Source organism: Pseudomonas sp. 910_21 (assembly GCF_052850735.1).
Genome location: NZ_VXCY01000005.1, coordinates 32,379 through 53,027, shown reverse-complemented (window position 1 = coordinate 53,027; position 20,649 = coordinate 32,379). Strand labels below are relative to the sequence as shown.

Here is a 20,649-nt window from a genome sequence, read left to right as displayed (position 1 = left end):
GCGGCCGATACATTGTCGCCCCCCGGCCTGGTCGTTCTGAGCAGTGTCGTTGAAGTTATCTGTGCAAGGGATGTCATCAGATCGTGAAGTTGCTTAAAAAAGCTGTTTGGTTTGTGTTGTGCATGGGGTCGATGCTCTCGATGGGCGCTGGCCTTTATCAGTTCATGCTGCCTAAAGGTGATCCCAGCCTGGCGTTGATGCTGGTGCTGATTGCGCTTATTTCTGGCTTCTATCTGCGGCCGCAAAAGCCCAGGGCACGGTAGTTGCTCTGGTGATTGCCTGTTTGCGGCCAAGGTGGGGTGCTCGATCATGAATCAAGATGAAAGTCTGAAGCACGATGCTGTAGCGCCATTGACAGGTGCCAGCGAGTTCGTCGTCGACAAGCGACCCCTTGTCGAACTGCTTGCCGTGCTTGCCCAGTGTGGCGAGGTGGTGTCCTGCTTCTTCAAGCCTGAGCCCGCCATCAAGGTGTTGGGTGAGAGGCAGCGACTGGCCGAGTTTCTGGAGCGTTTCAGCCACTTCGCCAGGTCGACGGCTATCGGGCAGATCGAGGGTGAGTTCGGGCCCTTTTCCATGCTGAATCGATATGAGTTCGAGGGCTCGTTATTGGCGGTGGTGCTTCGGGGCGGGTGTCATTCGTCCACCCGTGGATGTTCCGTGGCCTATGCCCGCGAGGTGGTGTTCGAAGCGCTGGATGCTGTGTTTCCGGCGCCGTTTTCCGAGCTGGTGGTGTATCGGTTCGATAGTTCCGATTGGTGTGAGTTGACCAGGGATTCGACTATTTCTTCTGCCTATGTGGTTTGTCAGGGGGCGCGAAATCTTTGGTGGGTGTTGTGCGTTGCTGATGTTGATTGATGCCTTGTGGGCGCCAGGCTTTCCATGGGGAAGAGTTTGGGTCAGGCACGGGGGTGACACGCACGATGGGGTTTCTTGGGTAGGAGCTGGCTTGCCAGCGAAGGCGGCATCGAGGACACCGGTGGATTGGGTGTTGTAGGTAGCGGTTGCTGCGCTGTCACCCAGTTGTCTGCCATGGCCACACAAGCTCTGTGGCGAGGGAGCTTGCTCTCGGTCGATCGGTTGGCGTTTCGGCGCGCGTAAACCGGAGTCCCCGATTTGGCAGGTGTACATATCCGTTGCTTTGGGTGTGGCCACTGGCGGTTTCGCCCTTACGGCGAGTCCCTTTTGTCAAACGACACAAAAGGAACCAAAAAGTCTTGCCCCTCCACTCGGTGCCTCGCCTAGGCTCGGCATTCCCTCACTCCGGCATTGATCCGTGGGCCGCCGCCACAGGCCATCCATGGCCTGATGGCGGCTAACCCGGCGTCCTGCCGGGTTACCCACGGCTCAATGCCTGCGTTCGGCCATCGTGGTTAACGGGGCGTTCAGATCAAGATCAAAATCAAGAGCGCGACGGCGGCCTGCCGGCCGGCCTGAAGCTGGAGCTGGAGCGGCGTGTCGCGCCCCTCGTGTAGGAGCTGGCTTGCCAGCGAAGACGTCGGCCCAGACGCTGCATGTCTTACAGGCCTCATCTCCGGCAAGTCGGCTTCGGCAATTGCAATGCTTGTTGTTCCGTGACGCGCAACACATCGCAGCCATTGTGTAACAACTAGGTCGTCACGCTCGAGAAGCGCTTCAGGTCGAGGTGATCGGCATTGCGGGTGGTCATGGCGCAGGTCAGCAGGTCAAGCAAAGGAGCTTGAGGGTTGATCAAGGCGACGGGATGACCCATTCCTGGAAAGTTTTGCCATCCCCCTGTCATCTCCTTTGTTCTCCATGGCACACTCTGGCGCCTATTCCGTTGTTTCATATTTTATTCCGTTGTAGCGGAATACTTTGAGGCGGAGTGTCTTTGTTTAGAGCCTTGGCGTTTTCCAGGTCATCGTTGTTTTCTGCGGTATTGACTGCACAGAAACACGCGGCGAGTTGGACAGCATTCTTGGGCGTGGCCAGCAAGATGGCCAACCTTCAACCAGGAGAACCTCTCATGAGCATCACCCGTTACGGCACAGGCAGCACCGCAGGCGGCGGCCAGCCGCGTCCTTTCGCTCGCGCCGTCGAAGCCGATGGCTGGCTGCATGTGTCCGGTCAGGTACCGGCTTTGGATGGCGAGATCATTCACGGTGGAATCGTTGAGCAGACGCATCAGACGATGCGCAATCTGCTGGCCATTCTCGAAGAGGCCGGGTACGGCCTGGAGGATGTGGTGCGGGTTGGCGTGTGGCTGGAAGACCCGCGGGATTTCTGGAGTTTCAACAAGGTGTTCGGCGAGTACTTCAAGCCCGAACACGCGCCGGCCCGGGCCTGTGTGCAGGCCAGCATGATGGTGGACTGCAAGGTCGAGATCGATTGTGTGGCCTACAAGAAGAAGCCTTGATGGGGGCGAACTTGTCCCGGCTGTTTTGTGCAGGAGCTGGCTTGTGTAGGAGCTGGCTTGCCAGCGAAGACGGCCGTGAGGGCGACACAAGGTTTGAGTGCCTCTTCGCCGGCAAGCCGGCTCCTGCGGGGCGAGAGGTGTGTCAGGTTTTTGGGAAGACCAGATAGATGAGTGAAGACAACATCAAGCGCCGGGCCAAGGGTCTGGATCGGGCGTTCGATATTCTCGATTTCCTCAAGGAGATCGGTCAGCCGCTGCGGCCCAATGATATCGCCAAGGGCATTGGCAGTCCCAAGTCCACGGTCTATGAGTTGGTGGCGTCCTTGCTGGAACGGCGGGTTCTGGAGCCGGTGGGCAAGGACGGTCATGTGTACTTGGGGCGTCAGCTGTATTTTCTCGGGCAGGCCCATTTGCGCCATTTCGATCTGAGCCGCGAGGCCGATCAGGCGTTGCAGGAAATTGTCAGTCAGACCCGGGAAACGGCGCAGATGTGCCTGCTCAACGGGCGCAAATACACCGTCGCGCTGATGAAGGAAGGCGAGCGGCATTTTCGTATTTCCTCGGACATTGGCGAGAACGCGCCGATCCCCTGGACCGCGTCCGGGCGCTTGCTGCTGGGGCATATGAGCGATGAACAGATCGTCGAGATGATCGATGATCAGGACTTCATGCTGCCCAATGGTGAACGTCTGCCGCTGGAGACCTTCCTCCAGGAAATTCGTCAGGCCACCGACGACGGTTTCTTTTCCTTCGACAGTGTCGCCGACACCTTTACCCATTGTTTTGCCGCGCCGGTGCGCGATGCGCACGGGGTGTGCATTTGTACCTTGTGCATTGTCGCGCCCAGGGCCGATGCCCAGCGCAATTACCAGGAATATCGCCGGGTGCTGATCGACAGCGCCAATCGTCTGGCCCGGCGTATCAACGATTGATGCCTGTGTCGCGGCTGTGCGCAGCCGCCTTGATAAGGAGTGCCAACATGTCTTCTGCTTTGAATCTGCCCCTGGTGGAAAAGGGCGCCGCTGCTAACGGCGCGAGTCTGCTGAGCGACGTCAGCCTGCCGGCCCTGGTGCTGCACCGCGAGGCGATGGAGCACAACATTCGCTGGATGCAGAAGTTTGTCAGCGACAGCGGCGCCGAGCTGGCGCCCCATGGCAAGACCAGCATGATGCCGGGGTTGTTTCAGCGGCAGCTGGAGGCCGGTGCCTGGGGTATCACCTTGGCCACGGCGGTACAGACTCGCGCTGCCTACGCCCATGGCGCGCGTCGGGTGTTGATGGCCAACCAGCTGGTGGGTGCGCCGAACATGGCGCTGATCGCCGAGCTGCTGGCGGATGCCCATTTCGATTTCTATTGCATGGTCGATCACCCGGATAACGTGGCCGATCTGGGGGCGTTTTTCGCTGAGCGTGGGGTCACCCTCAAGGTGATGATCGAGTACGGCGTGGTGGGCGGTCGTTGCGGCTGCCGCAGCGAGCAGGAAGTACTGGCCCTGGCCAAGGCGATCCAGGCGCAGCCGGCTTTGGCGTTGTGCGGTATCGAAGGTTACGAAGGGGTGATCCACGGCGACCAGGCCATCAGCGGCATTCGCCAGTTTGCCGATTCCCTGGTGCGTCTGGCGGTGGATCTGCACAACGACGGACTGTTTGCCATCGAGCGGCCGGTCATCACCGCCTCGGGTTCGGCCTGGTACGACCTGATTGCCGAGTCCTTCGAGGCCCACAACGCCAAGGGGCGTTTCCTCAGCGTGCTGCGTCCGGGCAGTTACGTCGCCCATGACCACGGCATCTACAAAGAGGCCCAGTGCTGTGTGCTGGATCGACGCAGTGATTTGCACGAAGGCCTGCGTCCGGCGATGGAGGTCTGGGCCCATGTGCAGTCGCTGCCGGAGCCGGGGTTTGCGGTAGTGGCCCTGGGCAAGCGCGATGTGGCCTATGACGCCGGGTTGCCGGTGCCGCTGCGGCGTTACCGCGCGGGAACCGAGGCCGGTGCCGGCGATGATGTGGCGGCGTGCAAGGTGACGGCGGTGATGGATCAGCACGCGTTTCTCACCGTGGCGCCGGGAGTGGAGCTGCGTATTGGCGACATCATTTCCTTCGGCACATCGCACCCGTGCCTGACCTTCGACAAGTGGCGCACCGGTTTGCTGGTGGATGAGCACCTGCAGGTGATCGAAAGCCTGGAAACCTGCTTCTGACACGTAGGAACCGGCTTGCCGACGAAGAGGCCCTTGGCTAGGGCGCAGGTCTTGAGGGCACCTTCGCTGGCCAGCCAGCTCCTACCCGGTGGTGTGTGCTTTGAAGGAGAGGTCAGGAACATGAACAGCAAGAAGCGCATCGCCGCCATCGGCGAATGCATGATCGAGCTGCAACAGCGTCACGACGGCAGTCTGCAACAGAGCTTTGGTGGCGATACCTTGAACACTGCGGTGTATCTGTGCCGGGAGCTCGGGCAGCAGGCACAGGTGGATTACGTCACGGCCCTGGGCTACGACAGTTTCAGCGATGCCATGTGCCAGAGCTGGGCCGAGGAAGGTATCGGCCTGGGAAAGGTTCAGCGCCTGCCCGGGCGTTTGCCGGGGTTGTATTGCATTCAGACCGATGCTCGGGGGGAGCGGCGTTTTCTGTATTGGCGCAATGAAGCGGCGGTGCGCGATTGTTTCAATACGGCGGCCGCGGGGCCGATCCTCGAGGATCTGCAGGATTACGATGTGCTGTACTTCAGCGGCATTACCCTGGCGGTGCTGGGGGAGTCGGGGCGCAAGAAGCTGATTGACCTGTTGGTGGAGGCACGTCGCCGCCAGGCGCAGATCGTGTTTGACAATAACTATCGTCCCCGGCTCTGGGGCTCGGTGGAGCAGGCTCGGGCGGCCTATTTGCAGGTGCTGGAGCATGTGGATCTGGCGTTGCTGACGCTGGATGACGAGCAGGCGTTGTTTGGCCATGACTACGCCCATGGGGTGTTCGCGGCGTATCCGAATATTGTCGAGGTGGTGCTCAAGCGCGGGGCCGAGTCGTGCCTGGTGCGCTGTGGCGGTGAGAGCTACGAAATACCGGCGCAGCAGGTGGAACAGGTGGTGGACACCACGGCGGCGGGGGATTCCTTCAGTGCGGCTTATCTGGCCTGTCGTTTGCTGGGTGGCAGTCCGGTGGACGCGGCGCAGGCCGGGCATCGCTTGGCGAGCCGGGTGATTCAGCATCCGGGGGCGTTGATTCCCCGAGAGGCCGCTTTGTAGGAGCCGGCTTGCCGGCGAAGAGGCCTGTGGATGGGGCGGTGTTCTTGCGGACGCCTTCGCTGGCAAGCCAGCTCCTACGGGGGGTGGTGGGTCAGTCGCGGAAGAACACCTGCACCAGGTGATAGCCGAATTTACTCTTGATCGGGCCGTGTACGGTGCGCAGGGGCTTTTTGAATATCACCTGATCAATGGCACCGACCATCTGTCCCGGACGCACTTCTCCCAGGTCGCCGCCGCGCTTGCCCGACGGGCAGGTGGAGTATTTCTTGGCCAGGACATCGAAGGCTTCGCCCTTGGCGATGCGCTGCTTGAGCTGCTCGGCTTCTTCGGCGGTTTTCACCAGGATGTGGCGGGCTTGGGCTTTCATGATGGCGTGACCTTGTAGCGGGAAATCGGCGGCCGCGGATTATGCCTGAATTCAGGACTCGCGGCCGATCATCTGGCGAATCTTCTGCGCCAGTTCTTCGATGGAAAACGGCTTGGCCATCAGGTCCATGCCCGGTTCCAGAAAGCCTTGGCGCTCCGCGGCCTTTTCAGCGTAGCCGGTCATGAACAGCACTTTCAGCGCGGGCCGCTGTTGGCGGGCGATCTCCGCCAGTTGCCGGCCGTTCATGCCCGGCAGGCCGACGTCGGTCACCAGCAGGTCGACGCGCATCGGCGACTCCAACAGGGGCAGGGCGCTGCGGGCGTCCTCGGCCTCGAAAGCGCGGTAGCCCAGTTCGCTGAGGACGTTGAGCACCAGCATGCGCACTGCCGGGTCGTCCTCCACCACCACCACGCTTTCCCCGGCCATGGCCTGGGGCGCCTCGCTGCTGCCTGTGGCTTCCGGCTTTTCCAGGGGCGCGCTGTGCAGGCGAGGCAGGTACAGGCGCACACAGGTGCCCTGGTCCGGTTCGCTGCTGATGGTCACGTGGCCGCCGGACTGCTGGGCAAAACCGTAGATCATCGACAGCCCGAGGCCCGTGCCCTGGCCGATGGGCTTGGTGGTGAAGAAGGGGTCGAAGGCCTTGGCCAGAATCCGCGGGCTCATGCCCGCGCCGTTGTCGCTGACCCCGAGCATCACGTAGTCGCCGGCCTTGACCGGCTCCAGGGTGCTGATGTCGCTGCCGTCGAGGTAACTGTTGGCGGTTTCGATCAGCAGCCGGCCGCCGTGGGGCATGGCGTCGCGGGCGTTGATCACCAGATTGAGCAGGGCGTTTTCCAGCTGGCTGGCATCGGTGTTTACCGGCCACACATCGTCCGCCAGTTGCATCTGCAATTGGATGTGTTCGCCCTTGGTGTGGTTGAACAGCTCCTGCAGTGAGCGCACCAGCTGGTTCGGGTCCAGGGGCTGGCGGTCCAGGGACTGACGCCGGGAGAAGGCCAGCAAGCGGTGGGTCAGGGACGCGGCGCGCTTGGCCGAGGACATGGCGGCTTCGGTGAAACGACCGATCTCATCGCCGCGGCCGTTGTCGATGTAGCGCTGCATCAGGTCCAGGCTGCCGATGATGCCGGTGAGCATGTTGTTGAAGTCGTGGGCGATGCCGCCGGTGAGTTGGCCCACAGCCTCCATCTTCTGCGCATGGCGCAGGGCGTCCTCGGCGCGCTCGCGCTCGAACATTTCGTTCTGCAGGCGCTGGTTGGCGGTGGCCAGGGCCTCGGTACGACGGGTGACCCGCTCTTCCAGGGTTTCGTTGAGGTTGCGCAGGGCCTCTTCGGTCTGTTTACGCTCGGTTTCATCAATGACGAAAATGTAGAAACCGTTGATGGCACCGTCGGCACCGTAGCGCGGCAGGTACTTCATCAGGGCATGGCGCGGGCGGCCGTCGCGGTGGGGCGAGTTGGCTTCGAAGCTGCAGGGCTTGCCCGCCAGTGCGGCGGCAATGTTCTCGGCGCGGGTGGCGTAGATCTCGTCGCCCAGCACTTCGCGGATGGTCTTGCCGTACAGCTCCTGCGGGGTCAGGCCGTACCAGTCCAGGTAGGCGCTGTTGTTCAGGCGAAAACGCTCCTCGCGGTCGACATACCCGATCAGCACCGGCATCGCGTTGATGATCAGTTGCAGTTCGGTCTGGCTCTGGCGCAGCGCCTGCTCCATCTGCTTGCGCTCGGTCAGGTCCAGGGCGGCGCCGAGAAAGCGCGTCGGCCGGCCGTGGTGGTCCTTGTAGCAGCGGCCCCGGGCGAACACCCAGCGTACCTGGCCATCGGCCAATTGCAGGCGGTATTCCTCGGCGTACTCGGTGCCATGGGTGATGCAGTGCTTGATGCCCCGGGCCACCATGCCGCGGTCTTCCGGGTGCACGCCTTTGAGGTACTCGCTGATAGGCAGTTGCCGGGACTGCTGGGGGTCGACGCTGTGCAGCTGGGCAAAATGGGTGTCGGCGATAAAGCGGTCTTCGCCAATGTCCCAGTCCCAGGTGCCCACCGCGTCGGTTGCTGCCAGCGCCAGCTGCAGGCGTTCTTCGGTCTCGTGCTGGGCCCGCAGGCTGTCGTCGGAGCGTTGCTGCAGTTCGAGGGCAATGCGCCGGCGCTCGTTGGTCTCGATGGCGGTTACCAGGATCCCGGCGACGTCGCCGCGCTCATCGCGGATCGGGCTGTAGGTCAGGTCCAGCCACAGGTCGTATTCTGTGCCGTTGCTGCGTTGCAGGCTGAAGCGCTGCTCACTGAAGCTGCGGACCTGACCCTTGAGCACCGCGCGATAGATGGGGTCGGTGAAGTCCATCAGCTCCGGCCAGGTCAGGTGTGCGGGCTGGCCGAAGGCGTTGGGGTGCTTGTTGCCCGCCAGCAGGGCGAAGCCGTCGTTGTAGATCTGGGTCAGCTCGGTGCCCCAGAGCAGCAGCATCGGCATCGGCGAATGGATCACGATGTCCACGGCGGTGCGCAGGCTTTGCGGCCAGTGGTCGGATTCACCGAGGGTTGTGGCGGACCAGTCCAGACGGGCAATCAGGTGGGCGGCTTCGCTGCCGGAGTGGGTGCCATTCATGTCGAAGGTGTCCTGGGTGGAGCAGTCGTGCGCGGCGAGGCGTCAGGCTCGTTCACTCGAAAAGTCGCATGGACATGCGGTGCATATTCAAACGGATGGATTGTAGGTGTTTCGGGCGGGGTTATTTTCACCTGCTTTTGCGGCAGATGACCAGTCTAGAGAGGCTGAACGGTTATCACCGTGGCTTCTGCTGAGGCTTTGCCCGTAGGAGCTGGCTGGCCAGCGAAGAGGCCCTTGCCTGGTGCTCCGACCTGGACGACGCCTTCGCCGGCAAGCCGGCTTCTACAAGGGGGCGGGGTCAGCTGCGCAGTTCCTCGCGGTCGCGAAACTGCTCCAGGGCCTCGGGGTTGGCCAGGGCGTCGGTATTCTTCACTGGCAGGCCGTGCACCACATTGCGCACCGCCAGCTCAACGATCTTGCCGCTGATGGTCCGGGGAATGTCGGTCACCGCGAGGATTTTCGCCGGTACATGGCGCGGCGTGGTGTTGCTGCGGATCACCTGACGAATCCGCTCCTGCAGCCCGTCATCCAGCACCACGCCATCTTGCAGGCGCACGAACAGCACCACGCGCACGTCATGTTCCCAGCTCTGGCCGATGGCCAGGCTTTCCAGCACCTGCTCCAGCTTCTCCACCTGGCGGTAGATTTCCGCGGTGCCGATCCGCACTCCACCCGGGTTGAGCACCGCATCCGAGCGTCCGTGAATCAGCCAGCCGCCATGGGGCAGTTGTTCGGCGTAGTCGCCCTGGGCCCAGACCCCGGGAAACAGGCTGAAGTACGAAGCCCGCAGTCTGCTCTGGTCCGGGTCGTGCCACAGGCCGACGGGAATACTTGGAAAGTGCCGGGTGCACACCAGTTCGCCTTTCTCGCCGGTCACCGGCTGGCCCTGGTCGTTCCACACTTCGATGGCCATGCCCAGGCTCTTGCCCTGCATCTCGCCGCGGCGCACCGCTTGCACCGGGTTGCTGGCGACAAAGCAGGCGACGATGTCGGTGCCGCCGGACATGGAGGCCAGGCACAGGTCGCCTTTGATCTCGCGGTACACGTAGTCGTAGCTCTGTGGCGACAGCGGCGAGCCCGTGCAGAGCAGGGTCTTGAGGCGGTCCAGCGAGTGGCTCTGGCGCGGCCGGCTGCCGGCCTTTTCCAGGGCCGCCAGGTATTTGGGGCTGGTGCCGAAGACGCTGATGCCTTCGCTATCGATCAGGTCGATCAGGTGTTCGTTGGAGGGATGGAAGGGCGATCCGTCGTAGAGCACCAGGCTGGCACCGGTGGCCAGGGCCGAGACCAGCCAGTTCCACATCATCCAGCCACAGGTGGTGTAGTAGAACAGTCGCTCGCCAGGCCCCAGATCGGCGTGCAGGCCGTGTTCCTTGAGGTGCTGCACCAGCACCCCGCCGGTGCCGTGGACGATGCATTTGGGCACCCCGGTGGTACCGCTGGAGTAGAGGATGTACAGCGGATGGGCGAAGGGCACCGGAACGAATTCGGGTTCGCCGCCGAGCTGATAGAAGTCGTCCCAGAGGCTGACCCGGGCTGGGGTACGGTAGTCGTCGACCCGGGCTTGCGGGCGGGCATAAGGCACGATGAGCAGCTGTTCCAGGGACGGCAGGCGCTCAAGAATCTCGTTGATCTTGGCGGTCTGGTCGATGTCCTTGCCGGCGTAGCGATAACCGGCGCAGGTGATCAGCACCTTGGGTTCGATCTGGCCGAAGCGATCGATCACTCCCTGGGTGCCGAAGTCCGGCGAGGAGCTGGACCACACCGCACCGAGGCTGGTGCTGGCCAGCATGCCTACCAGGGTCTGCCAGGTGTTGGGCATGCAGGCGGCAACCCGGTCGCCGAGGCCGACTCCGGCGTCCCGCAGGCTGCGTTGCAGGCCGGCCACCTGAGCGGCCAGTTCGGCGTAGGTCAATTGTTCACGCTGGCCGTTCTCGTTGATGGCCACCACCGCCACAGCGTCGTCCCGGCGCTTGAGCAGGTGCTCCGCGAAGTTCAGCGTGGCCCCTGGAAACCATTGGGCACTGGGCATCTGCGGGCCTTCGCGGAGCACCGCTTCAGCCGGTTGCCGAAAGCTGACGTCGAAGAAGTCGACGATGGCCTGCCAGAAGCTTTCTCGCTGCTCGATGCTCCACTGGTGCAGGGCGGGGTAGTCGTGAAGATTCAGCCCGTGGCGCTGATTGACGAAGCGGCGAAAGGCATCCATCCGCGTCTTGCCGATGCGCTCGGCGCTGGGTTGCCAGAGTATTTCGGACATGCAAGGCCTCGTGTTCTTATTGTTTTTTTGGGGGGGCTGTTGGCTGGCAAACCAGCTCTACAGGGACCGCCACATCCGTGTAGGAGCCGGCTTGCCGGCGAAGATCTCAGCCAGCGTGTCGCCTTATTGCGCCAACCACCCGCCATCGATGTTCCACGCCGCACCACGCACCTGGGCGCCAGCTTCGCTGCACAAAAATAGCACCAGTTCCCCCAGTTGCGCCGGGGTGACGAACGCCAGGGACGGTTGCTTTTCCGCCAGCAGGTCATGCTGGGCCTGTTGCGGATCAGTGCCCGCTGCGACCCGGTCGTCGATCTGCTTCTGTACCAGCGGGGTCAGTACCCAGCCCGGGCAGATAGCATTACAGGTGACATTGCTGGTAGCGGTTTCCAGACCCACCACCTTGGTCAAACCGATCACCCCGTGTTTGGCCGCGACATAGGCGGCCTTGCCCACCGAACCCACCTGGCCGTGCACCGAGGCGATGTTGACGATGCGTCCCCAGCCCTTGGCACGCATTCCCGGCAGCCCCAGGCGGGTGCTGTGGAACACCGAGGACAGGTTGATGGCGATGATCGAATCCCAGCGCTCCACGGGGAATTCCTCCACCGCCGCCACGTGCTGGATGCCGGCGTTGTTCACCAGGATGTCGACGCCGCCGAACTCCCGTTCGGCGTAGGCGAACAGCTCGGCGATCTGCGCCGGGTCGCTGACGTCGGCCGGGTGATGGCCGACCTGGCCGCCGAATTGCCCGACCTCGGCGATTGCCTTCGAGGCGTCGCCAAAACCGTTGAGAATCAGCTTGGCCCCGGCCTTGGCCAGGACCAGGGCGATCCCCAGGCCGATGCCGCTGGTGGACCCGGTGACCAGGGCGGTCTTGCCAGAAAGAGTGCTCATGAATACCTCACACAATGCCGGTGGCGTAGAAAGTGGCGATGACGACGAAGACCGCCAGGGTCTTGATCAGGGTAATGCAGAAAATGTCCTTGTAGGCTTCGCGGTGGGTCAGCCCGGTGACTGCCAGCAGGGTGATCACTGCGCCGTTGTGGGGCAGGGTGTCCATGCCGCCGCTGGCCATGGCGGCCACCCGGTGCAGCACTTCCAGGGGAATGTTGGCGGCGTGGGCGGCGCTGATGAAGCTCTCGGACATGGCCGCCAGGGCGATGCTCATGCCCCCCGAGGCCGAGCCGGTGATGCCCGCCAGCAGGGTCACGGTAATGGCTTCGTTGACCAGCGGGTTGGGGATGCTTTTCAGCCAGTCCGCCAGCACCAGAAAACCTGGCAGGGAGGCGATCACCGCACCGAAACCGTATTCCGAGGCGGTGTTCATGGCGGCCAGCAAGGCGCCGCTGACCGCGCTTTTGCTGCCTTCGGCGAGCTTGCTGCGAATGGCCGAGAAGCCGAATACCAGCACCATCAGGATGCCCACCAGCAAGGCGGCCTGCACTGCCCAGATGGCGGTGAGCTTGGCGATTTCACTGGTTACCGGTGTTGCCATGCCGGGCAGGCTGAGGCTGTGGGTCTTGCCGTACCACTGGGGAATCCAATGGGTGAACAGCAGGTTCATGATGCCCACCAGCAGCAGCGGCGACAGTGCCAGCCAGGGGTTGGGCAGCTTCAGGTCTTCGGCGGTTTCTGGCTCGTTGCGCAGCTCGGTGCCATAGCCTTCACCGGCCTTTTGCGCCTTGTTGCGCTGACGCTGGAGGAACAGCATGCCGGCGCAGAACACGAAAATGGTGCCGATCACGCCCAGCCAGGGCGCTGCCCAGGCGGTGGTATTGAAGAAGGTGCTGGGGATGATGTTCTGGATCTGTGGGGTGCCGGGTAGTGCATCCATGGTGAAGGAGAATGCACCCAGGGCGATGGTGGCCGGGATCAGGCGCTTGGGGATATTGCTCTGGCGGAACATCTCGGCAGCGAACGGGTAGACCGCGAACACCACCACGAACAGCGAAACCCCGCCGTAGGTCAGCAGGGCGCAGACCAAAACGATCACCAGCATCGCCTGGCGGGTGCCCAGCAGGCGGATGGCCGCGGCGACGATGGAGCGAGAAAAGCCCGACAGCTCGATCAGCTTGCCGAACACCGCGCCCAGCAGGAATACCGGGAAATACAGTTTGATGAAGCCGACCATCTTCTCCATGAACACCCCGGTAAAGGCGGGCGCAACGGCGGAGGGATCGGTGAGCAGGACCGCGCCGAGGGCGGCGATGGGGGCAAAGAGGATAACGCTGTAGCCACGGTAGGCAGCCAGCATCAGCAGCGCCAGGGCTGCCAAGGCAATGATCACACTCATGGTGTGTCTCTCCAGGATTGTTATTGTTGTCGGGTGTTGCGTGTGGAGAGGCTTATAGCGAGAACTGTGCCAGATGCGTAAGCTGTTGAAATATATGATTATTATTATTTTTCTGGGGGCGGGCTGGAGTTGATTGTCTCTGTTTTGAGACTTTTTTGGATTGGCCGGCCTCTTCGCTGGCAAGCCAGCTCCTACAAAGATCGTTCAGCCCGCCGTAGGAGCTGGCTTGCCAGCGAAAAGCGCGCAGCGTGCCCGGCCAATTCTCCAAATGGAGATTGATGTCTCGCTATGGAGACTCGGCAATCCCCAAGGCCGCCATCTTCTTGTACAGCGTGGAGCGCCCCAGCCCCAGGCGTCGGGCCGCTTCATCCACCTTGCCGGCACATTGGGCCAGGGTGGTGCTGATCAATTGCCGATCGAATCGCTCCCGGGCCGCGGCGAAGGTTTCCTGGTCCGCCGACTCGGCCGGCATCGCCGCTGCATTGCGCTGCACCGGGCTGAAACTGCCGATGGCCGCACGAATGTCCGCGGCATTGAGCATCAGGTCATCGCTGAGCAGTGCCGCGCGCTCCAGTACGTTGCGCAGTTCGCGGATATTCCCCGGCCAGGCATGTTGCGCCAGCAGGTCCAGGGCTTCTCGATCCAGCTCATGCTGGCTGCGCAGTTCTTCGAGTATCCCCTCGCTCAGGGCCGGCAGGTCGTCAAGGCGCTCGCGCAAAGCCGGCACCTGAATCGGCAGCACGTTCAGCCGGTAATACAGGTCTGCACGAAACTCGCCGCGCTTGATCGCGGCTTCAAGGTCGGTGGAGGTGGCGGCGATCACCCGCACGTCGCTGTGGATCACTTCGTTGGAGCCCACCGGTTCGAACTCTTTTTCCTGCAGCACTCGCAGCAACTTGCTTTGCAGAGGCAGGGGCATGTCGCCGATTTCATCGAGGAACAGGGTGCCGCCCTGGGCGATCTGCAACTTGCCGGCGCGGCCTTTGCGGTCGGCACCGGTGAAGGCGCCGGGGGCGGTGCCGAAGAACTCGGCTTCCAGCAGGGCCTCGGGAATCGCGGCGCTGTTGATGCTGACAAAGGGCTTGTGGGCCCGGGGCGAGGCGGCGTGGATGGCCTGGGCCAGCAGCTCCTTGCCGGTGCCGGTCTCGCCTTGCAGCAGCACCGGGGATTCGGCGCTGGCGCTGCGCCGAGCCCGGCGTTTGACTTCCAGGCTGGCGGCGCTGGTGCCGATGAAATGGGCGAAGTTGTATTTGGTCTGCCGGGCCCGCAACAAGGAACGGGTGGAGGCCAGCTCTTCCTGCATGCTCAGGTAGCGCTTGAGCATGGGGGATAGGCTGCGCAGTTCGTCGAACAGGGCGAAGCCGATGGCGCCGATCACTGTGCCGGCGGCGTCGTGAATTGGCAGGCGCATCACCACCAGGGGCTCCTTGGGGGTGTCCTGCATGTCCAGCAGGATCGGGCGACCGGTGCGTACCACTTCTCGCAACAGGCTGCCGGGGATCACGCTTTCGCAGGGCTTGCCGATGGCGAAGGCGGCGGATTCCAGGCCGAAGCGCCTTGCGTAGCGCTCGTTCATCCAGACGATATTAGCGTCGCGATCGACGATCACCGTGCCTTCACTGGACTGCTCGATGATCTCGAACAGCGAACGGATCGCCAGTTGGCGTACACGCTGGTAATCCTTGAGGCTTTCGCTGTCGTTCATGGCGGCATCCTGAAAATGGGCGCCAGGGATTATGCCCGATTTGTAGGAGCCGGCTTGCCGGCGAATGGGGCCTTGGGCGGAGTGGTGATCTTGCGGGCGTCTTCGCTGGCAAGCCAGCTCCTACGGTGGCGGTGAATGTGTTCGCCCGTGTAGGAGCCGGCTTGCCGGCGAAGGGGCCCTTGGGTCAGCCGGGATGGGCGGCGGCAAGCAGTTCCTGGGTGTAGGGATGCTGTGGGGTTTCGAATACGTCGTGGCTGGCGCCGCGCTCAACCACCTTGCCGTCCTTGATCACGATCATGTCGTGGGCCAGGGCTCGCACCACCGCCAGGTCATGGCTGATGAACAGGTAGGTCAGGCCGTACTTTTCCTGCAGTTGGCGCAGCAGGGCTACCACTTGTTTCTGTACGGTGCGGTCCAGGGCCGAGGTCGGTTCGTCCAGCAGGATCAGCGCCGGTTTCAGGACCAGGGCTCGGGCGATGGCGATACGCTGGCGCTGGCCACCGGAAAACTCGTGGGGGTAACGGTGGCGGCTGTCGGGGTCGAGGCCCACTTCCTCCAGGGCGCGGATCACTTGTTCGTCGCACTGACGGGCGTCGTACTGGCTGTGGACTTCCAGGCCTTCGCTGATGATCTGCGCCACCGACATGCGCGGGCTGAGGCTGCCGAAAGGGTCCTGGAATACCACCTGCATCTGCTTGCGCCAGGGGCGCAGTTGCTTCTGGTTGAGGCCATCCAGGGCCTGGTCCTGGAAGCGGATGCCGCCCTGGGAATCCAGCAGCCGCAGGATCGCCTGGCCGAGGGTGGATTTGCCCGAGCCGGACTCGCCGACAATCCCCAGGGTCTTGCCTTGCTGCACGCTGAGGCTGATGCCATCCACCGCCCGCAGGTATTCCTTGCGCCGGAACAGGCCGCCGCCTATCTGGAATTCGACGCTGAGATTATTCACCTCCAGCACGGTTTCCCGGGTGTCGCGACACAGCGGTTCGCCCTCGGGCTCGGCATGCAGCAGCTCACAGCTGTAGGGATGTTGCGGTGCGTTGAACAGGGTTTCGCAGTCGGCCTGTTCGACGACTTCTCCAGCCTTCATCACACACACCCGCTGGGCGATGCGCCGTACCAGGTTGAGGTCGTGGCTGATCAGCAGCAGGGACATGCCCAGGCGCTGTTGCAGGGATTTGAGCAGCAGCAGGATCTTGCGCTGCACGGTGACATCGAGGGCGGTGGTGGGTTCGTCGGCAATCAGCAGCTCCGGTTCGCAGGCCAGGGCCATGGCGATCATCACCCGCTGGCGCTGGCCGCCGGAAAGCTGGTGGGGGTAGGCCTTGAGTCGCTCCTTGGGTTTCTGGATGCCCACCAGTTCCAGCAGTTCGAGAATTCGCGCCTGGGCCTCCTTGCCACCCAGGCCGCGATGCAGCAGCAGGGTTTCGCCGATCTGCTTCTCGATGCTGTGCAGCGGGTTGAGGGAGGTCATGGGCTCCTGGAAGATCATGGCGATGCGGTTGCCCCGCAGTTTTTGCAGGGTCGCAGCCGTGGCGCCGATCAGCTCCTGGCCGCGGTAGCGCACGCTGCCGGAGCTGCTGCAGCCGGTCTGCGGCAGCAGTTGCAGGATCGAGTGGGCGGTCACCGACTTGCCCGAACCGGACTCGCCCACCAGGGCCAGGCATTCGCCGGGGCGGATGTCCAGGCTCAGGTCGCGAACCACAGTCTGCTCGCCGAAGGCGACGTTGAGCTGGCGGATTTCGATCAGGTTTTCAGTCATTTCTACAATCCGCTTCAAGATCGTGGATCAAAGGCATCGCGCAACGCCTCGCCGATAAACACCAGCAGCGAGAGGATCAATGCCAGGGTGAAAAACGCCGTCAGCCCCAGCCACGGTGCCTGCAGGTTCTGCTTGCCCTGGCCGATCAGCTCGCCGAGAGAGGCGCTACCGGCGGGCATGCCGAAGCCGAGGAAGTCCAGGGCAGTGAGGGTCGAGATGGCGCCGGTGAGGATGAAGGGCAGGTAGCTCAGGGTGGCGTTCATGGCATTGGGCAGGATGTGCCGCAAGATCACCTTGCGGTCGGTCAGGCCCAGGGCCCGGGCGGCCTTGACGTATTCCAGGTTGCGCCCGCGAAGGAACTCGGCACGCACCACGTCCACCAGCGCCAGCCAGGAAAACAGCGCCATGATTCCCAGCAGCCACCAGAAGTTCGGCTCGACGAACCCCGAGAGGATGATCAGCAGGTAGAGCACCGGCAGCCCGGACCAGACTTCCAGCAGGCGCTGGCCCAGCAGGTCGACCCAGCCGCCGTAATAGCCTTGCAGGGCACCGGCGGCAATACCGATCAGGGCGCTGATGGCGGTCAGGGCCAGGGCGAACAGGATCGACACCCGGGCACCGTAGATCACCCGCGCCGCCACGTCCCGGGACTGGTCGTCGGTGCCGAGCCAGTTGACGTTGCTCGGTGGGCTGGGAGCCGGACGGGTCAGGTCGTAGTTGGGGGTGTCCTCGCTGAAGGGGATCGGCGGGAACAGCAGCCAGCCACCGTCCTTGCGGATCAGCTGCTGTACATACTCGCTGCGGTAGTCGGCCTGGAACGGCAACTGGCCGCCGAACTCCTGTTCGGTGTAGCGCTTGAACACCGGGAAGTACAGCGAGCCCTGGTAGCTGACCACCAGGGGTTTGTCGTTGGCGATCAGCTCGCCGCCCAGGGTCAGGATGAACAGGCCGATGAACAGCCACAGCGACCACCAGCCGCGGCGGTTTTTCTTGAAACGGTCGAAGCGTCGGCGGGCGACGGGAGAAAGCTTGAGCATCAGGCGTTCCTCGCGGCGAAGTCGATACGCGGGTCGACCAGGGTGTAGCACAGGTCGCCGATGAGTTTTATCAAGAGGCCAAACAGGGTGAAGATGAACAGCGAACCGAACACCACCGGGTAATCTCGCGACACCGCCGCCTCGTAGCTCATGCGCCCCAGCCCGTCGAGGGAGAAGATCACCTCGATCAGCAAGGAACCGGCGAAGAACACGCTGATAAAGGCCTGGGGAATCCCCGAGACCACCAGCAGCATGGCGTTGCGGAATACATGGCCATAGAGCACCCGGCGCTCGCTCAGGCCCTTGGCCCGTGCGGTGACCACGTACTGGCGGGTGATCTCGTTGAGGAAGGAGTTCTTGGTGAGGATGGTCAGGGTGGCGAAGCCGCCGATCACCAGGGAGCTTACCGGGAGTACCAGGTGCCAGAAGTAGTCGGCGATCTTGCCCAGGGTGCTCAACTGTTCGAAGTTGTCCGAGACCAGCCCGCGTACCGGGAACCAGTTCAGCGAGGTGCCGCCGGCAAACAGCACGATCAGGAACATGGCGAACAGAAAGGCCGGCATGGCGTAGCCGATGATGATCGCGGTGCTGCTCCAGATGTCGAAGTGGCTGCCGTGGTGCACCGCTTTGCGAATCCCCAGGGGGATCGACACCAGGTAGGTGATCAGGGTCGCCCAGAGGCCAAGGGAAATGGTCACCGGCATCTTTTCCAGGATCAGATCGGTGACTGTGGCGCCGCGGAAGAAGCTCTTGCCGAAGTCCAGCTGGGCGTAGTTCTTGAGCATCAGCCACAGGCGTTCATGGGCCGGCTTGTCGAAGCCGTACTGTTTTTCGATGTCTTGGATCAGCTTGGGATCGAGCCCGCGACTGGCTCGGGAGCCGCTGCTGCTCATGGCATCGGCGGAGCCGCCGACGCTGCCACCGCCACCAATGCCTTGCAGGCGGGCGATGGCCTGTTCCACCGGGCCGCCGGGGGCCGCCTGGACGATGACAAAGTTGACCAGGAGGATGATCAGCAGGGTCGGAATGATCAGCAGCAGGCGCCGCAGAATGTAGGCCAGCATCAGTGGCGTCCTCCGGGTTTGCCACGGCGGATCAGTTCGGCGGCCATTTGTTCATCGGTCAGTGCCGTGCTGCTGACTTCCCACCAGCTTTCGATGGCTTCGTCGTTGCTTGCCGGCACTTTGGGGATGCCGAAGCGGTTCCACCAGACGGTGGAGGTGCCCGGCGGGTAGTAGTTGGCGATCCAGTAGTAGTTCCACTGCAGCACCCGGTCCAGGGCGTGGGCGTAGCGCAGCATCTCCGGCTGGCTGGTGGCCTTCACCAGGCCATTGACCAGGGTGTCCACTGCCGGGTTCTTGAGCACCATGTAGTTGTTGGAACCCGGATCGTTGGCTGCCGCGGAGCCGAAGTAGTTGTACAGCTCCATGCCCGGCGAGGTAGTCACAGGGTAGCCGGTGACGATCATGTCGTAGTCCCGGGCCATCAGGCGGTTGACGTACTGCGAGGAATCGATGCGGCGGATGTTCAGGCTGATGCCGATCTGCGCCAGGTTGCGCTTGTAGGGCAGCAGCAGGCGCTCGATGGAGCCTTGAGTGATGAGGAAGGTGAAGCTCAGGGGCTCGCCTTCGGGGTTGACCAGTTTGTCGCCTTCGGCTTTCCAACCGGCCTGTTCCAGCAGGGCCAGGGCTTGCAGTTGCTTGTCGCGGATCACGCCGCTACCGTCGGTTTTCGGCGCCTCGAACACCTGGGTGAAGACTTCGTCGGGGATCTGTCCACGCAGGGGCTCGAGGATCTTCAGCTCCTCGGCGTCCGGCAGGCTGCGTGCGGCCAGGGGCGTGTTGGAGAAGAAGCTCTGCTGGCGGATGTAGAGGTTGCGCATCATCTGCCGGTTGCTCCATTCGAAGTCCCAGAGCATGGCCAGGGCCTGGCGCACCCGACGGTCCTTGAACACTGGCCGGTCGAGGTTGAACACGTAGCCCTGGGCCGGTTGCGGCGCCGACTGGGCCAGGTGGGCCTTTTGCAGGCGACCGTCGTTCAGGGCCGGGCTGTCGTAGCCGATGGAATAGCCGGTGGCGGAGAACTCGCGGTTGTAGTCGTAGGCGCCGCCGCGCAGCACCTGGCGGGCGACGTCGATGTCGCCGAAGTACTCGACGCTGAAATGGTCGAAGTTATACAAACCGCGGCTGACCGGCAGGTCCTTGCCCCACCAGTCGGGGTTGCGGGCGAAGGTGATGCTGTTGCCCGAGTCCACTTTGGCCACGCGATAGGGGCCACTGCCCAAGGGGGCTTCGTAGCCACCGCCATTGGCGAAGTCGCGACTCTTCCACCAGTGTTCGGGGAACACCGGCAGGGTCGCGATATCCAGGGGCAGGGTGCGGTTTTCATTGCTTTTGAAGTCGAAGCGCACCACTCGTGGCGATTCCACGGTGACGCCTTTGACGTCTTCGAATTGGGTGCGGTAGCGCATGCTGCCCTGGGTCATCAGCAGGTCGTAGCTGTAGCGCACGTCCTCGGCGGTGATCGCAGTGCCGTCGGCGAAGCGTGCCTTGGGGTTGAGGTAGAAACGCAGCCACAGGCCGTCTTCGGCACGCTCCATCTTTTCGGCCACCAGACCGTAGACGGTGTACGGCTCGTCCAGGGAGCGCAGGGCCAGGGGCGAATAGACCAGGCCGTCGAGCTGGGACACACCGATGCCTTTGTCTATATAAGGCAGCACGTGGTCGAAGCGCCCGATCTCGATGGCCGAGCGGTGCAGGGTCCCGCCTTTGGGGGCCTGGGGATTGACGTAGTCGAAGTGGCTGAAGCCCTGGGGGTATTTGGCCGGTTCGCCGTAGACGGTCATGGCGTGTTGCGGTGCCGCCTGGGCACCCGTGGCCCCCAGCAACAGGGCGGTGAAAAGCACGGTGGGGAAAAGCAGTCGCATTGTCAGCCTTACGAGCCGGGTGATCGATGACCACGATTTGTACGCTAGCGGCGCGTGACTGGCCAGCCGCTTTCACATGCACAACGGCCCACCAGGAGGCGGGC

The 20,649-nt window shown here is 63.1% G+C and carries 16 protein-coding genes; 6 read left to right on the top strand and 10 right to left on the bottom strand.

The window, feature by feature from the left end; translation table 11 throughout:
- The first annotated feature begins 83 nt into the window (after window positions 1–83).
- The 6 genes from FW796_RS17010 (at window position 84) to FW796_RS16985 (ending at window position 5,609) form a co-directional block, all read left to right on the top strand.
- Window positions 84–263, top strand: coding sequence for a hypothetical protein (locus FW796_RS17010; protein ID WP_346636227.1), 180 nt, complete (start codon window positions 84–86; stop codon window positions 261–263).
- A 46-nt stretch (window positions 264–309) separates the two neighbouring features.
- A complete protein-coding gene (locus tag FW796_RS17005) occupies window positions 310–855 on the top strand; it encodes a hypothetical protein (protein WP_346636228.1) in 546 nt (181 codons plus the stop codon).
- Between the two features lie 1,129 nt (window positions 856–1,984).
- Entirely contained in the window at window positions 1,985–2,374 is a 390-nt protein-coding gene (locus tag FW796_RS17000) for a RidA family protein (protein ID WP_102881511.1), read from the top strand.
- Window positions 2,375–2,541: 167 nt separating this feature from the next.
- Complete coding sequence (locus FW796_RS16995; RefSeq protein WP_446439619.1) at window positions 2,542–3,306, top strand: IclR family transcriptional regulator; 765 nt, start codon at window positions 2,542–2,544, stop codon at window positions 3,304–3,306.
- A gap of 47 nt (window positions 3,307–3,353) precedes the next feature.
- Complete coding sequence (locus tag FW796_RS16990; RefSeq protein WP_446439618.1) at window positions 3,354–4,571, top strand: amino acid deaminase; 1,218 nt, start codon at window positions 3,354–3,356, stop codon at window positions 4,569–4,571.
- A 120-nt stretch (window positions 4,572–4,691) separates the two neighbouring features.
- On the top strand, window positions 4,692–5,609 hold the full coding sequence (locus FW796_RS16985) for a sugar kinase (protein WP_446439617.1): 918 nt from the start codon (window positions 4,692–4,694) through the stop codon (window positions 5,607–5,609).
- A gap of 91 nt (window positions 5,610–5,700) precedes the next feature.
- On the opposite strand, the gene FW796_RS16980 is transcribed toward FW796_RS16985, so the two are convergent.
- From FW796_RS16980 to FW796_RS16935, 10 genes are all read right to left on the bottom strand, one after another.
- Window positions 5,701–5,976 (bottom strand): peptidylprolyl isomerase, encoded by a 276-nt coding sequence (locus FW796_RS16980; RefSeq protein WP_011061856.1) that lies wholly within the window; start codon window positions 5,974–5,976, stop codon window positions 5,701–5,703.
- A 51-nt stretch (window positions 5,977–6,027) separates the two neighbouring features.
- Window positions 6,028–8,568, bottom strand: a complete 2,541-nt coding sequence (locus FW796_RS16975; RefSeq protein WP_446439616.1) for a PAS domain-containing protein — start codon at window positions 8,566–8,568, stop codon at window positions 6,028–6,030.
- 298 nt (window positions 8,569–8,866) lie between these two features.
- On the bottom strand, window positions 8,867–10,822 hold the full coding sequence (locus tag FW796_RS16970; protein ID WP_446439615.1) for an acetoacetate--CoA ligase: 1,956 nt from the start codon (window positions 10,820–10,822) through the stop codon (window positions 8,867–8,869).
- Between the two features lie 123 nt (window positions 10,823–10,945).
- Window positions 10,946–11,719 carry a 3-hydroxybutyrate dehydrogenase gene (gene hbdH, locus FW796_RS16965; protein WP_446439614.1) on the bottom strand — a complete coding sequence of 258 codons (774 nt, stop codon included), beginning with the start codon at window positions 11,717–11,719 and terminating at the stop codon, window positions 10,946–10,948.
- Between the two features lie 7 nt (window positions 11,720–11,726).
- Window positions 11,727–13,118 carry a GntP family permease gene (locus FW796_RS16960; protein WP_346636236.1) on the bottom strand — a complete coding sequence of 464 codons (1,392 nt, stop codon included), beginning with the start codon at window positions 13,116–13,118 and terminating at the stop codon, window positions 11,727–11,729.
- Between the two features lie 286 nt (window positions 13,119–13,404).
- A complete protein-coding gene (locus FW796_RS16955; RefSeq protein WP_404937158.1) occupies window positions 13,405–14,823 on the bottom strand; it encodes a sigma-54 interaction domain-containing protein in 1,419 nt (472 codons plus the stop codon).
- Window positions 14,824–15,007: 184 nt separating this feature from the next.
- On the bottom strand, window positions 15,008–16,582 hold the full coding sequence (locus tag FW796_RS16950) for an ABC transporter ATP-binding protein (RefSeq protein ID WP_446439613.1): 1,575 nt from the start codon (window positions 16,580–16,582) through the stop codon (window positions 15,008–15,010).
- Window positions 16,583–16,596: 14 nt separating this feature from the next.
- Window positions 16,597–17,619, bottom strand: coding sequence for an ABC transporter permease (locus FW796_RS16945; RefSeq protein WP_346636239.1), 1,023 nt, complete (start codon window positions 17,617–17,619; stop codon window positions 16,597–16,599).
- Window positions 17,619–18,683, bottom strand: a complete 1,065-nt coding sequence (locus FW796_RS16940; protein WP_102864941.1) for a microcin C ABC transporter permease YejB — start codon at window positions 18,681–18,683, stop codon at window positions 17,619–17,621. Before FW796_RS16940 ends, FW796_RS16945 begins: the two co-directional genes overlap by 1 nt.
- Window positions 18,683–20,545 carry an extracellular solute-binding protein gene (locus FW796_RS16935; protein WP_446439612.1) on the bottom strand — a complete coding sequence of 621 codons (1,863 nt, stop codon included), beginning with the start codon at window positions 20,543–20,545 and terminating at the stop codon, window positions 18,683–18,685. Before FW796_RS16935 ends, FW796_RS16940 begins: the two co-directional genes overlap by 1 nt.
- Window positions 20,546–20,649: the final 104 nt, after the last annotated feature.

What these genes read in the sequence shown, in the direction of transcription:
- FW796_RS17005 (WP_346636228.1), top strand. Translation starts at nt 310, where the DNA reads ATGAATCAAGATGAAAGTCTGAAGCACGATGCTGTAGCGCCATTGACA.
- FW796_RS17000 (WP_102881511.1), top strand. Translation starts at nt 1,985, where the DNA reads ATGAGCATCACCCGTTACGGCACAGGCAGCACCGCAGGCGGCGGCCAG.
- FW796_RS16995 (WP_446439619.1), top strand. Translation starts at nt 2,542, where the DNA reads ATGAGTGAAGACAACATCAAGCGCCGGGCCAAGGGTCTGGATCGGGCG.
- FW796_RS16990 (WP_446439618.1), top strand. Translation starts at nt 3,354, where the DNA reads ATGTCTTCTGCTTTGAATCTGCCCCTGGTGGAAAAGGGCGCCGCTGCT.
- FW796_RS16985 (WP_446439617.1), top strand. Translation starts at nt 4,692, where the DNA reads ATGAACAGCAAGAAGCGCATCGCCGCCATCGGCGAATGCATGATCGAG.
- FW796_RS16980 (WP_011061856.1), bottom strand. Translation starts at nt 5,976, where the DNA reads ATGAAAGCCCAAGCCCGCCACATCCTGGTGAAAACCGCCGAAGAAGCC.
- FW796_RS16975 (WP_446439616.1), bottom strand. Translation starts at nt 8,568, where the DNA reads ATGAATGGCACCCACTCCGGCAGCGAAGCCGCCCACCTGATTGCCCGT.
- FW796_RS16970 (WP_446439615.1), bottom strand. Translation starts at nt 10,822, where the DNA reads ATGTCCGAAATACTCTGGCAACCCAGCGCCGAGCGCATCGGCAAGACG.
- hbdH (WP_446439614.1), bottom strand. Translation starts at nt 11,719, where the DNA reads ATGAGCACTCTTTCTGGCAAGACCGCCCTGGTCACCGGGTCCACCAGC.
- FW796_RS16960 (WP_346636236.1), bottom strand. Translation starts at nt 13,118, where the DNA reads ATGAGTGTGATCATTGCCTTGGCAGCCCTGGCGCTGCTGATGCTGGCT.
- FW796_RS16955 (WP_404937158.1), bottom strand. Translation starts at nt 14,823, where the DNA reads ATGAACGACAGCGAAAGCCTCAAGGATTACCAGCGTGTACGCCAACTG.
- FW796_RS16950 (WP_446439613.1), bottom strand. Translation starts at nt 16,582, where the DNA reads ATGACTGAAAACCTGATCGAAATCCGCCAGCTCAACGTCGCCTTCGGC.
- FW796_RS16945 (WP_346636239.1), bottom strand. Translation starts at nt 17,619, where the DNA reads ATGCTCAAGCTTTCTCCCGTCGCCCGCCGACGCTTCGACCGTTTCAAG.
- FW796_RS16940 (WP_102864941.1), bottom strand. Translation starts at nt 18,683, where the DNA reads ATGCTGGCCTACATTCTGCGGCGCCTGCTGCTGATCATTCCGACCCTG.
- FW796_RS16935 (WP_446439612.1), bottom strand. Translation starts at nt 20,545, where the DNA reads ATGCGACTGCTTTTCCCCACCGTGCTTTTCACCGCCCTGTTGCTGGGG.